The following is a 14,714-nucleotide window of genomic DNA, read 5'->3' as shown; positions in this document are numbered from 1 at the left end:
AGCGGATGCACAAGGAGCGTCAGATTACTCGACGATTTCCCCCGTTGCGCCGCGGCCGAACTCAGACAGCCTTCCGATACCCGGATCGGCCACCTCTGTGCCGGCCAACAACGAACAGGGGCGGGCCCGAAGGCCCGCCCCTACTTCACCTTCAAAGGTGTCTAACTAGCCGGAGATGTTCAGCAGGTCGTAGTGCAGGTCGAACGAGGGTCCGATGTTCAACGACTCGGGGTTCGCGTCAGTGGGAGAACCAGAGATGTTGTCCCAATAGATCACGTGCTCCGCTTCGAACCACATCGGAATCGTCACGACCAGATCTGCATACACATCCTGTGCCTGACCGTAGAGCTCGGCGCGCTTGGCCTGATCCGTGCTGGTCGCAGCCTGGTTCAGCAAGTCGACGAGGTTCGTGGCCTCATCACTCAGCGCCGCACCCGTATCGGGATCGGTCACCATCGTGCCGAGTCCACCATTGAGCACGAACGGCTCGAGGTAGTTACTCGGATCCGGGTAGTCGAAGAACCAACCCAGCAACGAGACGGTGTAGTCGGCTCCGCCGATCACGGCGCCCACATACGTGCTCCACTCCTGGGAGTTCAACGTGACGTTGATCATGCCGGTCGATTCGAACTGCTCCTTCAGAACCTGCATCGTGTCGCTCACCGTACCGCCGTAGTGCTGCGGCGGGAAGCTCAACTGCAGTTCCAGCTTGTTCGACTCGCTGTAACCGGCGGCCGTCAACTCTTCCTTTGCCTTGTCGAGATTCGGCGATCCGTACATCGTGTCGAACGCCTCCGTTGCACCGAGGAACCCTGGCGGGTCCATCGAGTACAGCGGCTCCCACGTCCCACCGGACACCCGGTCAACGATGTCGTCACGGTCGATCGCATATGCCAGCGCCTTACGCACGTGGCTGTCGTCGGTCGGTGACAGAGCGTGGTTGATGATCAGGTAACGGATGGAACCACCAGGCACGGTGGCGACCGTCAGGCCGTCCACACTCTTGAGCTGCTCGAGCAAATCGGGTTGCGCAATCGTGCGCCACGCGATATCGATCTCGTGGTTCTGCAACGCCAGCGCCATGGTCTGGGCGTCCGAGTAGTCCTTGATGATGATCCGGTCCACCTTCGGCTTGTCACCGAAGTAGAACTCATTTGGTTCCAGGACCATCTGCTCACCGATCGTGTAGTCGGTAACCGTCCACGGGCCCACGCCATAGAACGGCGGGTCCGGGAACTCGACAAGAGCGTCCTCGGGGAACTGGTTCGGATCCATCGGGATGTACGGCGCACCCGCAACGATCTGCGGGAAGTAGCCGAACGCGTCCTTCAGATGAAAGACCACGGTCAGATCGTCCGGCGCCTCCACCGTATCGATGTACGGCGTACCGAGCGCCCCGCCGACACCGCCCGACCCGTCGAGGGTCATCATCCGGTGGATGTGTGTGACATACATCGGGGCCGTCAAGGCCAAACCATCGCCAAATTTCACGTCGTCACGAAGATGGAAGGTGTACGTCTTTCCATCATCGCTGACGTCGTAACTCTTGGCGATACCGGGCACCAGCTCCGTCGTACCGGGGGCAAATGTCAACAGCCCTACACCGGTGTTGCGAATGATCTCCCAGTCACGCACCGAGTACGCATCTGCCGAGTCGAACTCAGCGATCGTGTCGGTCGTGCCGATGATGATCGTCTTGGGACCCGCAGGTGCCTCGGTGGTCGTGGGGGCAGCCGTCGTTGCCGGCGCAGCCGTCGTCGTGGGGGCAGCCGTCGTCGTGGGGGCAGCCGTCGTCGTTGTCGTCGCGCCACCACCGCATGCGGCAGCCACCAGGGCCAGAACGGCGAACAACGCAACCACCCAAAATCGGCGTCTCATGCTCTCTCCTCCATTAGATGTCGCTCGACGGAACGCGCCGAGCAACGCCCAACCTAGTCCTGTCCGAGACCAAGGACAACGGGCAACCACCCTCATCCCCCATGTTCTGCCACTCATCGGCTGCCCCTTTCCAGGCGCTTCGTCAGCATCTGCCATCATCCGGTACACGCCATGAAAGGAACCGATGTGGCTTCCGTATCTCTCACCTGGGGCGGCGACCGGCGCTTCGACGCCGTTGATCGCGATGGCATGCCCGTCGATGTCGACGCAGAGGCGACGCTGGGCGTTCGTCCTTCCGACCTCCTGCCGATGGCCCTGGCCGGTTGCTCAGGAGTCGACGTCTTGAGCCTGCTCGGCTCCGATCGGGTTCGCGAACTCCAGATCACCGTTCGCTACACGAAACAACCGGATCCTCCATGGAGGTTCCAGCGTTTCCGCATGCACTATCGAGTTGGCGGCCATGGCATCACCGAAGAAGAGGTCATCGACGCAGTGCACAGAAGCCACGAGGAAATGTGCTCGGTATCTCACGCCATTCGCGGGAACGTGCCGGTGGAGACGACCGTGGAAGTCATCTAGGCGAGGCTGCCTCTGTCAGTCGTCAGTCGTCAGTCGTCAGTCGTCAGTCGTCAGTCGTCAGTCGTCAAAGCGTTCCCAACAAGAAGGCACCGCGTCGACTACTGATTACTGAAAACCAACAGCTGAGCGGTTTCGTGCCCGGCTAACGCTTTGCTGCCGGATAGACCTTCGCCAGAGCCTCGTTGAACATCGCCGTCGGAAGCAGCACCCACGCGCCTCGATCGGTGATGTGATCCTCCACCGACACGCGGACACGCTTGACCTGCGACGAACTGATCCCGCGGAAGCTCCAGGCAAGGCTCACGGCATCACCGAACGCAAACCGTGAATCGAGATGAATCACTCCCGCTATCTGGTTTGCCACATCGGAGAATGCAGAGAGCGAGCCGAATGAAGCGAGCCGATCGGCAACCTTGAACAGCATCTCCTGCTGATGCCGCTCGCGGGTGAAATCACTTACCCCCCGCATAGGCTGCCACTCCCCGTCGACGTATTCCTCGGTATGTCGTGTTCGCACCCAGGCCAACGCCTGGTCGCCGCCGATGTGTGAACATCCCGCCGGAAGATCGAGTTCCGATCTCCAGTCCCGAACGGGATTGTCGACGCACAGGTCCACGCCTCCCAGGGCATCGATGACGGCGGCGAACCCACCAAAGTCGATTCGGGCAAAGTGATCTACTTCGATCCCCGTGTAGTCCTGCACCATGAGTGACAGCAACTCGGCGCCGCCTGCAAAGCCTCTGCACCCCCCGAGACCCGTGTTGAGTCGGGCGTACTCATCCGTGCAGGGATTCTTCACATAAAGGTCCCGAGGGAGCGATGTCATGATCGGAGAGGATCCGTCGGACGGAAGGAGGACGAAGATCATCGAGTCGGCGCGAGGCCCCTCCTGACCGACCAGCAGGTACGACGCGAACATGCTGTCGGGAAGCGCAGGACTCGTTGCCTCCGGGACGTTGAAGGGAATGAAATAGGGTTGCCGGCCGTTGCGCTGCGCCGTCACGATGGCGAGCAGATCCCGATCGAGGAGCGGAATGCTCTGACCGGCTTCCTCTTGACCAGCCGAAATCTCCTGGCGGATCTCGGCCCGCTGCTCATCCGTCATCTGAGCGATCCCTTGCCGCACCTCGGCCGCCTCGGCAAACGGCTCGCGCTCGATGCTCCGATAGGCCTGAAAGGCACGGACACCCGACGCCGCGATGAAGCCGAGCAAGACGACGCCCAACACGATCGCCGCCGCCAGCAGAGCCCGCACGACTTCGGGGCGTTTCGTCGGTATTCGATGCCTAGCCATGATCGCTCATGGTAGGTGTTTGGCGGAACATCTCGATCATGCCGGATGACGCGTCACCAGGTCTCTCGACATGAGCACAAGGAAGAACAACGCCACAGAAAGTCCCGCCATCGTCGCTCCGGCAGCCGTGTTCGCGTAGAAGCTCGTGAGGAGCCCTCCCGCCACCGAAAGCAAGCCAATCCCGACGGCGGTCACCATCATCGTCGGAACCCGCCGCGTGATCAGCGCCGCGGTTGCCGGTGGGGCGATCAAGAGGCCGAAGACCAGCAGGGTTCCCACAGTTCTGAATGCGATGACGACCGCCAGCGTCACGAGCGCGAGCATGACGGCGTGAGCGAGACGGGGCCGCATTCCGAGCAGAGCGGCCTTGTCTTCGTTGAACGACAGGGCGAGAAACGGTCGATAGAAGACCAGAGCGATGGTCACCGTAACGACCAACCCGGCGCCCAGAACCCAGAGGTCTCCCCTCGTCACCCCCAGCGCATCACCAAAGAGAATCCCCGTGAGGCTTCCCGCGTAAGAGGATGTGCGGGAGATGATCACCACGCCAAGAGCCAACATCCCCACGAACAGCAGACCGATCCCCGTGTCCTCCGAAAGCCTCGCCCTGCGATGGATCACACCGATACCCCACACCATCACGAGGGCAGACACGATTGCTCCAACAAACTGACTGAATCCGATCAACACCGCGAGCGCGATCCCAGGCAGCACCCCGTGGGCAAGTGCGTCGCCCATGAAGGCGAGGCCTCGCAGGACGACCCAGGTCCCGACAACCGACGTCACGGCCGCCACGAGGAATCCGGCCAGCAGCGCCCGCTGCATGAACTCCAGACGAAACGGATCGATGAGCCAGTCCACGCTCAGCAGCCTCTCACACAACTCGTCATGGGGTCCTCTCCAACCCTCGACGTTGCCACTAACCCTCCTTCAAGGCGTCGACGATCCGCTCCGTATCGGTGAGGAGGAGGCCCAGGTAGGTATCCGCTCCCGATCCGGGGGCACCAAGTGAGCCCGTGTAAAGGGTAACGATCTCCACATCGCGACCCGTCTCCGCAGCCAAAGTCTCGGAGAGACGTGGGGACACCGTGGTCTCAACGAAGATCGCCGGCACATCCTCGGCGACGATGGTCTCGGCGAGCGCCCCCAGCGCGGATGCGCTCGCTTCGCCGAGTGTGCCACCGCCCGGGATGACAACACCGACGACCTCGAAACCGAAACGGTCGGCGAGGTAACCGAATGCCATGTGCGAAGTCACCAATTTGCGGCGTTCGGGGCTGATCTGCCCAAAGCGTTGCTTCATTTCCGCCTCTGTGTCCAGGATCCGGGCCGCGTAGGCGTCCCCGCGACTCGACCAATCGGCAGGCGACAACCGATCGTCGACCTCTGCGAGACGCTCAGCGATCTTCCTGACGGCGACGGCCATCCGCTCGGGATCGAACCAGATGTGGGGATCCGGTTGTCCATTCTCGAAATATCGCGGCGTCACCACGTCCCCCACCCTCAACACCGGCACTCCGTCGGCCATCACTGCATCCAGCACGGACGAGAGGCCCTCCTCGAGACCGAGGCCATTCGCCACCACGAGGACGGCAGACTCCATCTGCGCGACCTGTCCGGCCGACGCGCTGAACTCGTGAGGATCCACTCCCACCGGCATGAGGACCTGCACATTCAACTCGTCGCCGACGATCTCTCGGACAATGTCGCCGAGGATCGTGGTCGTAGTCACCACGGTCGGCCGATCATCCACCGCCGAATTGCCGCAGGCGCTTCCGATGAGGGAGAGCAGGATAGCTAATATGATAACGGTTCTCATTTTCATCACAGAATGGTATCATCTCGTTTTGATGACGCAAACAGATCTCCTCGATCGAGCGACGCGACACCTCGTCGCTCGGAACATTCGACTGACCAAGGCGAGGCGACTCGTTCTCGAGGCGCTCACACATACGCCAGGTCCCCGCTCCGTTGCAGAGCTGGACGCCGTCATGGGACGAAAAGTTCCGGTGTCGTCACTCTATCGAACACTCCTCTCCTTGGAGACGGCGGAACTTGTCGCGAAGTATCGAGATACGGAGGGCATCGCTCGATATGAGCTCGCCGAGTCGGTCACCGGCGAGCATCACCACCATTTTATCTGCACCGAGTGCGGCCTCACCGATGATGTCGCCATACCATCGGAACTCGAAAGTGCCATTTCGCGACTCATCGATTCGTTGGCAGATACCGGGAGCTACAACATCACAGGGCACCGTCTCGAGCTCGAAGGGATCTGCGCCGCATGCCAGGCAAAACACTGATCCGTGCACAGAACCTCGAACTCTCGTACGGCGATCGCACGGCGCTGGTTTCGTCCAGCTTCGAGATCCCCGCCGGTTCTGTCACCGCCATCATCGGACCCAACGGTGCGGGCAAGTCAACCCTCCTCGGCGCAGTCGCCGGCCTTGTCGAACCGACCGCAGGATCGCTGATCATGCCGCCGCTCGGACCAGGCGGTGTTGCCTATGTGCTCCAGTCGACAAAGCTGAACGAGCTCACCCCGATAACCGTCCATGAGGCGGTGGGGATGGGCAGGTATGCACGTCTTGGCTTCTTCCATCGGTTCGGTGCACAAGACCGGTTGGCCTGCGAACGCTCCATGGAACGTCTTGGTATCGCCGATCTGGCAGATCGGCACCTGTCGGAACTCTCCGGAGGGCAGCGTCAGCGGGTCTTCGTCGCCCAGGGACTTGCCCAGGAAGCCTCGCTGCTCTTGCTCGACGAACCCATCACCGGTCTCGACCTCGTTTCGCGTGAGTACATCCTGGAAGCGATCGAAGCCGAAAAGGCGGCCGGCAACACGGTGATCGGGACCACGCATTCTCTCGAAGAGGCCGGCATAGCGGACCATGTGATCCTGCTCGCAGGCCGCGTCGTGGCTTCCGGCACGCCCGATGAAGTACTCACGGCAGAGTCGCTGAGTGTCGCCTATGGACACCCCATGTCGACCACCGAGGAGGGCCGTGTCCTCCACGACGATCCCCACCACCGTCCTGTCGATACGCGCCACATTCATTTCGAGCGCAAGCCGTAGGAGCCCGCTTCGCTCGCCCTACTCGGTACTTCGTGTTCCGTATCGCGATGCAACATCGATGACGAGTCGCAGAGCGCCATGGTCGGCGTGACCGCCGCCAAACAGACTCGGCGCACGGAGTCGCTCGGCTTTCGCGACCGATGCGACCACACATGGGCCGGGACCGGCACTCATGGTGCCATCAACGACCCAACGTCCGGACGGACATGCTCCCGGAGGAGTCACCCACGACAGCCGACGCGCGTCTGCACTTGCTCCACGTGCGCCGTACTCTGTGCTTGATGGGGTACTGCTTCTTCTGTGACAGGCAAGTTGACGGCACCGACTGCCCGACATGTGGGCGGCCCGCCTGGGCGCCCGTCGACGAGCCACAGCGAGCGGACGATCTCCCGCCCGAGACGTTCGATGTGCAGGCGGACACCCCGCCCCACACTGTGCCTTTCCCGGAACCTCGAACACAGCGCCCACGATTCAAGCCCTGGGTGATCGCCGCGACCGTCGTAGGTGTGGGAGTGATCCTGTCCATCCTCACCATTCCCTCCGGCTTCCAACGCGTGACGGCACCGACTGCTCCGCCGGTCATCACGACAACGACAACGACGATTCCCAGGCCCGGTGCCGGCCGACCGGCCTACGAGCCTGTCGCCGGAACATGGTTGGGTTTACTGAAGCCTGACACGCCGCCGGAGACCCTCACGGGAACGTTCCCCTTCCTGGAACCGGCCATGGACGTGATGCCGGACGGATCGCTGCTGACCGTCACCGGCGAGGCGTACGTGCGAGTCACCCCCGATGGAGGCCACACCCCCCTGCCGACCCCCGCTCCTGCCGATCTTCTCGACGTGGCACTGTCCCCTGACGGAAGGCTGCTCGCGACGGTCGACCTCGCCGGTCACCCCACGGTTTGGGATCTCGAGACCGGAGCTTCGCTCGAGCTCGACCGGGTTTCCTACCCCAGTCCACCGCGCGCAGCATCCCTGCACTGGTCGGCCGATTCGATGGCTTTGGGTCTCGGTCTGTCCGAGCAGTCCTACTACGTCTGGTCGGTGGAAGGACCACTCCTCCAAGGCCCAACGGCCGGTCGCCTGATCGCGGTGAGCCGGCTTGCTGCGGTAGGCGAAGATGATGAGGGCCTCAGGATAAACGGAGGTTTCCACATCCTTCCTCGGACTGCCATCTCGGACATCCGTATTGGGGTATTTAGCCCCGACGCGAAGTATCTCGCCGTCGACGCAACGATCACCGACGAAGGCTCCGGCATCTGGCTGCTCAATCTCACGGAACCCATCCACCAGCTGCTCGCACCTACAAACTCGCCATTCACATGGTCCGGCGACGGAACTGCCCTCTACTGGGCCGACGAAACCGGAACCTACGCACACCCCGTCGGGCCCCGATTCACAGAAACGCTCATCAGTGACACGGCCGCCGAGCCCGGCGATCGCCTACGAGTCTACGATCCCGCGCTGGTCCCTACTCCGACGCTGCTCATCGACGCCGGAACACTCTTCGAACTGCGAGACTTCGTGATGTTCCGCCGAGACCCGGATGGCCTCCACCTCATCGACCCGCTGGACACAGGAACCACCACTTCCATCCAGGCCGCGTTCTCCGTCAACCCCATGGCACCGTTGCTGCGCACGGCATCGTTCGGACTCTCCAACGTCGATGTTCTACTCCTCGATACAACGGGCAGGACGGTGGGGACGCTCGGCTCCCTACCCACAGAGGCGGCAATGGTCACCAGGATCATCAACGATCCTGTTCTCGGCGTTCTCCTCGAGACTGATAGCCGTGAGATCCTCCGTGCCGGTCCGACGGGGCTCACAACGGTGCTCTCGGGCTCATCGCTCGGCGTTGTCGGTTCGGTGCCTTTTGCCATATCGCAAGCCCTTTCGTCGATCCTCACGGTGCCTCCAGAGGGTGAAGACCCCGAGGTACTCATCGACGCATCGAATCTCGCGGGGACCCGCAGGTTGCTCGCCGCTGTCGGAGTCCGGTCGGACCTCCTGGTCCTCGTTCAGCAACAGATCGGAGTGCCTGCCGTGTTCTGGATCCCCGGCGACTCCGAACTCCTGCGCGACATCGTGCTTCCCAATGCTCCGATATCCAACGCAACTCCCTTCTCGTTGATCTACACCAACCCGGAAGACCTACAGATAACCTCGGGCCGCATCATCCCGGCCAACGACGCCCACACCTTCGCCGTCGAGATGCACTCTCCCGATGGCGTGCTCACACTCATCATGGCCACCCCGGGAATGGGACAGTTGACGTGCGGAGGATTCGTTGCCTGTGTCACGGCATCGGTCGAAGGAACGGTGCTTGGATTCTCTCCCGATGGATCCTGGCTCCTCGTGAATGACGCGGGACGACTCGAAGCAATCTCGACCCGAGGGCGCGGACGAATCCCCATCGACATCGCCGCCCCAGACCAGATCGCCTGGATACCATCCTCCTGACGACACACCGAGCCTTCGAACACCGGAGTCAGCGGTCGCGAGAGGGCACTGGGACAGAGAGGTCTGAGCTGTCGCACACCGTTGCCCGATGTACCGACCGGACCTTCACGGCAACCATTTGCGTCCTGTGGCACAATGAGTCCATGGCAGCCGTGCATCTGCGTGCGTACACTCCGCGTCTCGCGAGGGCCGCGCTGTTTGCCGTTCCTTTGTAGCAATCATCACCGGATCTGCTGCAACTGCCGAAAGGAACATCAATGAAAGACTTTCTCGACCGTTTCGCCTCTTCCGTCGCCCCCGTCCTCGCCTTCGACACCGACATTCACGCCGACCACGCCGAGGGCCTCTGGGTGTACGACACCGACGGCAACCACTACGCCGATTTCGCGTGCGGTACCGCCGTCGTCAATCTCGGCCACAATCATCCGAACGTCGTGGCAGCCGCCAGAGAACAACTCGGCAAGCTGACCCACGCAGGCTGTGTCTTCCGATACGACTCGATCGTCCGCGTGGCGGAACGGCTCCGCGAGATCACTCCCGACGGCATCGAAATGTTCGGCTTCGCGAACTCCGGCGCCGAAGCCGTCGAAGCCGGGGTCAAGCTCGCCAAGTACACGACGAAGCGTCAGGGCGTGGTCGTGTTTCGGGGCGCGTTCCACGGCCGGACGATGGGATCGGTCTCATATACGACCTCGAACGCGAAGTATCGGGACGGCTACCACCCGATCCTCGGTTCGGTGTGGGTTGCCCCGTTTCCGCACCCCTATCGGTGGGGAATGACCGAGGAGGAAGCCACGAAACTCTCCTTGGACGAACTGCAGAGAATGTTCAAGCATGAGGTCCTCCCCAAGACCATCGCCGCATTCCTCGTCGAGCCCGTTCAAGGAGAGGGTGGCTACTACCCCGCTCCGGAACCCTTCCTCCGTGCACTCCGGGACATGGCAGACGAGCACGGCATCATGCTGGTGTTCGACGAAGTCCAGACGGGCTTCGGTCGCACGGCGGAATGGTTCGCCTCCGATCATTTCGGGATCGATCCCGACATCATCGTGCTCGGCAAGGGCATCGCAAACGGGATGCCGCTCTCGGCGTACGGAGCTTCTCGTGAAGTCATGAGCGCATGGCCGGTCGGCGCTCACGGCACAACCTACGGCGGGAACCCGGTGGCGTGTGCAGCGTCGGTGGCCGGTCTCGAAGTCATGGAGGGCCTGCTCCCGCATGCTCGAGAACTCTCCTCTCACGCGTTCGCTCGTTTCCGCACGGCGCAGCAAGAACATCCCACGATCGGCGATGTGCGCGGACTCGGTCTGATGATCGGTGTCGAGCTGGTCAAGGATCATGACACCAGGGAACCGGATGCCGAAGCGATGCAGTTCCTCGCACGGTACGGGTTGGAGCACGAGCTGATCATCATCGCGTGCGGCCCGGATGGAAACGTGATCAGATTCATCCCTCCGCTCATCACCACCATCGAAGAACTGGATCAGGCGATCGATACGATCGAGGCGGGACTCGACGCGTACGAGCGCCGGTAGCGATCTACAGTGCCGGCCTGTCCCTGGCAGGGGCTCTGACCCCTGGGCTGGCTCGAGGAGGCCACCCACTGTGGTGGCCTCCTCATCTCGGTGCCGAGCCGTCAGGGTCCTAGAGTCCATGGCGATGAACGATCTACAACTTGCCAGGGCAGCGGCACGGGAAGGAGCGTCGGCGATCCGGCGCATCTTCGGACACCTGACATCGGTCGATTACAAGGGCAAGGTCAACCCGGTCACGGCCGCAGATCGGGAATCCGAGGAACGCATCCAGACGCTGGTGTCGTGTGAGCGGCCCGACGACGCGTTTCTGGGCGAAGAAGCAGGTGGCCGGATCGAGAGTGCCCGGCGGATGTGGATCGTCGATCCGCTCGACGGAACGGTGAACTTCGTGCACGGCGTGCCACACGTCGCCGTCTCCGTCGCTCTCTACGAACAAGGACAGCCGCTGGTCGGTGTTGTCCTCGACGTGTTCCGGCAAGAGGAATTCCACGCCGTCGCGGGAGGTGGAGCGTGGTCCAACGACCGGCGCCTGATCGTGTCTCCCACGAAGACCCTCAATACAGCGATCGTCGCTACGGGTTTTCCGTACGATCGTCGTGAGCGCGCGGATGAGTACGCCCGCACTCTCGGTGCCGTGTTGGCCCGGATCCAGGGCCTGCGGCGCATGGGGACGGCATCGCTGGACCTCGCGTGGGTCGCCGCAGGTCGTTACGACGCGTTCTGGGAACAGAAACTCGGCCCGTGGGACGTCGCCGCGGGACTTCTTCTGGTACGAGAGGCGGGTGGCATCGTGACGAACAGAGAGAGCGAACCTTCCACTCCGCACGACGAACACTTCATCGCATCCAATGCATCCCTTCATGACGAGTGGCGCAGGCTCATCGACCACTCCCTCGCCGAGCCGAGGGTAGATTCTGCTTCGTAGCCCAGCGAGAGGAGTTCGCGCACATGGCTCATTCCACGAACCCGTATGCCTTGATCAAGGGACTCAGAGCCGTCCGGCAATTCACGTCAGACCCCATTCCCGATCGAGATGTAGATCGCATCCTCGAGGCGGGTCGCTGGACGGGCAGTGCCAAGAACACACAGCGCTGGGCGTTCGTTCCCCTGCGGGACAAGGCCGCTCGCGAGACGATCTCGGCGTGCGGCAACTACACGGCACCCCTCCGCAACGCCACCTTCGGCATAGCGCTGATTCGGCTCCCCGACGGCTACGAGTTCGATATCGGGCGGGTGGCACAGAACATGATGCTGGCCGCCGCCGCCCTGGGAATCGCGTCGTGCCCGGTGACGCTGCATGACGGTGAATGCAGCCGCCGCATCCTCGATCTTCCCGACGGCCATGTCTGCCGCTACGCGATCGCCTTCGGCTACGAAGATCCGGAGCGTGAACGAATCTCACGATCCCGGCGCGCATATGCAGGCAGGAAACCGATGAGCGAGCTCATATGGGAGTTCCCCCGCTGATGCGCCTCTTCGTGGCCGATCTGGTTCGAACGGCACGGGGAGTCTCCGGGGACGCCATCCTCGTTCACGATGGAACGATCGTCGAACTCGGCCAAGCCGACCGGTTGCGATCGGCCAACATCTCGGAGGAGCGCCTCTCCGGCGGAGTGCTCCTACCGGGCCTTCGTGACGCCCACATCCATCCTGTCGGATACGCGTCCACCAAAGGAGGCCTCCTCCTCGACGGAGTTCCGGATATCTCGACGTTGCTGTCGGTACTCGCAGACGCCGATGCCCATCTCGACGGCAGTTGGGCGTTGACCGGAAGCCGCCTCGACGAGGAGCGCCTCTCCGATCGGCGCCTGCCGACCAGACACGACCTGGACACCATCGTCACAGAACGTCCGGTATTCCTGACTCGAGTGTGCGGCCACATTGGGGTGGCGAACACCGCAGCACTCGATGCGGCGGGAATCGGACCGCACACCCCAGACCCCGCCGCAGGTTCTTTCGACCGTGACGCAGACGGGAATCCCAACGGCATCTTGCGGGAGACGGCGATCGGGCTCGTAGCATCGGTTCTGAGAACACCTCCCGTCGACGCGCAAGCCCTTCTCGAGACGATGCGCCATCTTGCTCATCTCGGACTCACATCACTCGGCGGGATCGTCGAAGTCTCCGGCAGCCTCTGGACGTCGGGAAACGAACTCGAGATGCTCGCCGACATCGCTTCAGATCTCCCCCTGAGAGTTCACGGCCTTGTGATCGGCCGAACGCCGGACGACATCGAGACGGCAGCACACCGGATCGACAGAATCTCGTCCCGGCTTCGGTTCGGTGGCGCCAAGGAGTTCGCAGACGGAAGCCTCGGAGGCCACACCGCGGCGTTATGGGCCCCGTATGCAGACAAACCTGAGGTCGCAGGCACGCTCAGGCTCGACCTTTCCGAAACACTGCCACGGATTCGCGCTGCGCTCGCTCTCGACGGATCCGCCGCCATCCACGCGATCGGCGATCGCGGCACATCCCACGTCCTCGACGTGTTCGCATCACTCATCGCCGAAGGCACCGATCCGACCCGACTCCGCATGGAGCATGCGTCGATGCTGGACGACGATGACCTCCGGCGCATGGCAGAGATGGGCGTCGGCGCGTGCATCCAGCCGGCCTTCGTGCCCTCCGACGGACCCTGGCTGGAACAACGCCTCGGCGCACGACGCGCGGCATGCACGTACCGATTTGCGACGATGGCCCGAAACGGAGTCCGCTTGGCCGGCGGATCGGATGCTCCGGTGGAAGCACCGAGTCCTCTTGCCGGCATGGCAGCAGCACGAGACCGCGCGGGCCTCTGGCCAGAAGAGTCCCTCACGGCGAACCAGGCATTCGCGCTGTTCACCGACGACGCCGCACGTCTTCTCGGTGAGCCGGAACCACTCGCTCCGGGCAGCCCGGCAGACTTCATCGTTCTCGATCGTGACCCCGTGACCGCCTCACCTGCAGAGCTTCGCGAGGCAAGCGTGCTCTCCACCTGGGTGGGAGGACGAAAGGTCTGACTGCGTCGCTCAGTCCTGGAGGAGTCTGCCTTCCATGCCACCGGCGACCACCACGACCTGACCCGTGACATGGCCTGAGACCGTATCGGAGGCGAGCGCAACGATCTGTGCAGCAACGTCCTCCGGGGTCCCAAGTTTCTTGAGCGCCATCGTCGACGTCACCAGCCGTTCGAGCGTCGGATCCTTCCGGGCCTCGGTCGTCATCGGTGTGACCGTCCACCCTGGTGCGACGGCGTTCACCCTGACGCCGAGCCGAGCCGCCTCGTTCTTGGCACTCAGGAGAAGACCCGTCATGACGCCGCCTTTCGCCGCGGCGTAGTCCACATGACCGGCCTCTCCGAATACTCCGGCCGTCGAACCGACCATCACGATGCTGCCCGTGCGCGTCTTCTCCGCGTGACGCAGAAACGCCCGCACAGTGAGGAACGTCGCCGTCAGGTTTGCACGAATCGTCTCTTCCCATCTGGCCAGCGGCAGCTCCCAGAGACGCAGATCCTCGGATGGCCACACGCCGGCATTGGCAACACAGACGCTGAGGGAGCCCAGTGCCTCCACAGCGCGCGGCACGAGTTCGTCTGCTTCCTCCTCGAGCCGCAGATCTGCTCCGAGAGCAACTCCGCCCACCTCTGCTGCAAGTGCCAGCGCGGCTGCTTCCGAGGCCCGGTAGTGAATCGCAACCCTCGCTCCCTCGGAGGCAAACGCCCGAACCACGGCCTGGCCGATGCCTCCGGCGCCGCCGGTGACAAGAATTCCCTTGTTGCGTAGATCGGTATCCATGAGGAAGACGGTAGTGCTCGGTCAGTCGTCAGTCGTCAGTCGTCAGTCGTCAGTCGTCAGTCGTCAGTCGTCAGTCGTCAGTCGTCAGTCGTCAGTCGTCAGTCGTCAGTCGTC

The 14,714-nt window shown here is 62.8% G+C and carries 13 protein-coding genes; 8 read left to right on the top strand and 5 right to left on the bottom strand.

The annotated features are described in order from the left end of the window. Positions 1-165: 165 nt before the first annotated feature. Positions 166-1,878 carry a peptide ABC transporter substrate-binding protein gene (locus GWP04_06840; protein NIA25270.1) on the bottom strand — a complete coding sequence of 571 codons (1,713 nt, stop codon included), beginning with the start codon at positions 1,876-1,878 and terminating at the stop codon, positions 166-168. Positions 1,879-2,049: 171 nt separating this feature from the next. Here GWP04_06840 and GWP04_06835 point away from each other — a divergent pair, with 171 nt between their 5' ends. Continuing rightward, positions 2,050-2,457: a hypothetical protein gene (locus GWP04_06835; protein ID NIA25269.1), complete on the top strand. Its 408-nt coding sequence runs from the start codon at positions 2,050-2,052 to the stop codon at positions 2,455-2,457. Between the two features lie 142 nt (positions 2,458-2,599). On the opposite strand, the gene GWP04_06830 is transcribed toward GWP04_06835, so the two are convergent. Genes GWP04_06830 through GWP04_06820 form a run of 3 tightly spaced genes read right to left on the bottom strand, consistent with a single transcriptional unit; the run spans position 2,600 to position 5,576 of the window. After that, on the bottom strand, positions 2,600-3,751 hold the full coding sequence (locus GWP04_06830) for a hypothetical protein (protein NIA25268.1): 1,152 nt from the start codon (positions 3,749-3,751) through the stop codon (positions 2,600-2,602). 36 nt (positions 3,752-3,787) lie between these two features. After that, positions 3,788-4,612, bottom strand: a complete 825-nt coding sequence (locus tag GWP04_06825; protein NIA25267.1) for a metal ABC transporter permease — start codon at positions 4,610-4,612, stop codon at positions 3,788-3,790. A gap of 58 nt (positions 4,613-4,670) precedes the next feature. Further along, the gene (locus GWP04_06820; protein NIA25266.1) at positions 4,671-5,576 is read right to left on the bottom strand and encodes a zinc ABC transporter solute-binding protein; all 906 of its coding nucleotides are present in this window, start codon (positions 5,574-5,576) and stop codon (positions 4,671-4,673) included. 25 nt (positions 5,577-5,601) lie between these two features. On the opposite strand from GWP04_06820, the gene GWP04_06815 reads away from it, so the two are divergent. From GWP04_06815 to GWP04_06785, 7 genes are all read left to right on the top strand, one after another. Then, positions 5,602-6,054, top strand: coding sequence for a hypothetical protein (locus tag GWP04_06815; protein NIA25265.1), 453 nt, complete (start codon positions 5,602-5,604; stop codon positions 6,052-6,054). Then, positions 6,036-6,827: an ATP-binding cassette domain-containing protein gene (locus GWP04_06810; GenBank protein ID NIA25264.1), complete on the top strand. Its 792-nt coding sequence runs from the start codon at positions 6,036-6,038 to the stop codon at positions 6,825-6,827. The genes GWP04_06815 and GWP04_06810 overlap by 19 nt, the downstream gene beginning before the upstream one ends. 512 nt (positions 6,828-7,339) lie before the next feature. Beyond that, the gene (locus GWP04_06805) at positions 7,340-9,289 is read left to right on the top strand and encodes a hypothetical protein (GenBank protein ID NIA25263.1); all 1,950 of its coding nucleotides are present in this window, start codon (positions 7,340-7,342) and stop codon (positions 9,287-9,289) included. 257 nt (positions 9,290-9,546) lie between these two features. Beyond that, positions 9,547-10,824, top strand: coding sequence for an aminotransferase class III-fold pyridoxal phosphate-dependent enzyme (locus GWP04_06800; protein NIA25262.1), 1,278 nt, complete (start codon positions 9,547-9,549; stop codon positions 10,822-10,824). Between the two features lie 124 nt (positions 10,825-10,948). Continuing rightward, positions 10,949-11,749: an inositol monophosphatase gene (locus tag GWP04_06795; GenBank protein ID NIA25261.1), complete on the top strand. Its 801-nt coding sequence runs from the start codon at positions 10,949-10,951 to the stop codon at positions 11,747-11,749. A 23-nt stretch (positions 11,750-11,772) separates the two neighbouring features. After that, positions 11,773-12,291: a nitroreductase gene (locus tag GWP04_06790; protein NIA25260.1), complete on the top strand. Its 519-nt coding sequence runs from the start codon at positions 11,773-11,775 to the stop codon at positions 12,289-12,291. Then, entirely contained in the window at positions 12,273-13,823 is a 1,551-nt protein-coding gene (locus GWP04_06785; protein ID NIA25259.1) for an amidohydrolase family protein, read from the top strand. Before GWP04_06790 ends, GWP04_06785 begins: the two co-directional genes overlap by 19 nt. Before the next feature lie 9 nt (positions 13,824-13,832). On the opposite strand, the gene GWP04_06780 is transcribed toward GWP04_06785, so the two are convergent. Continuing rightward, positions 13,833-14,600, bottom strand: a complete 768-nt coding sequence (locus GWP04_06780; GenBank protein ID NIA25258.1) for an SDR family oxidoreductase — start codon at positions 14,598-14,600, stop codon at positions 13,833-13,835. Between the last annotated feature and the right edge of the window lie 114 nt (positions 14,601-14,714).

Source organism: Gammaproteobacteria bacterium (assembly GCA_011682695.1).
Lineage (GTDB): Bacteria > Actinomycetota > Acidimicrobiia > Spongiisociales > UBA4744 > BMS3Bbin01.
This window is presented reverse-complemented; position numbering and strand designations above follow the sequence as displayed.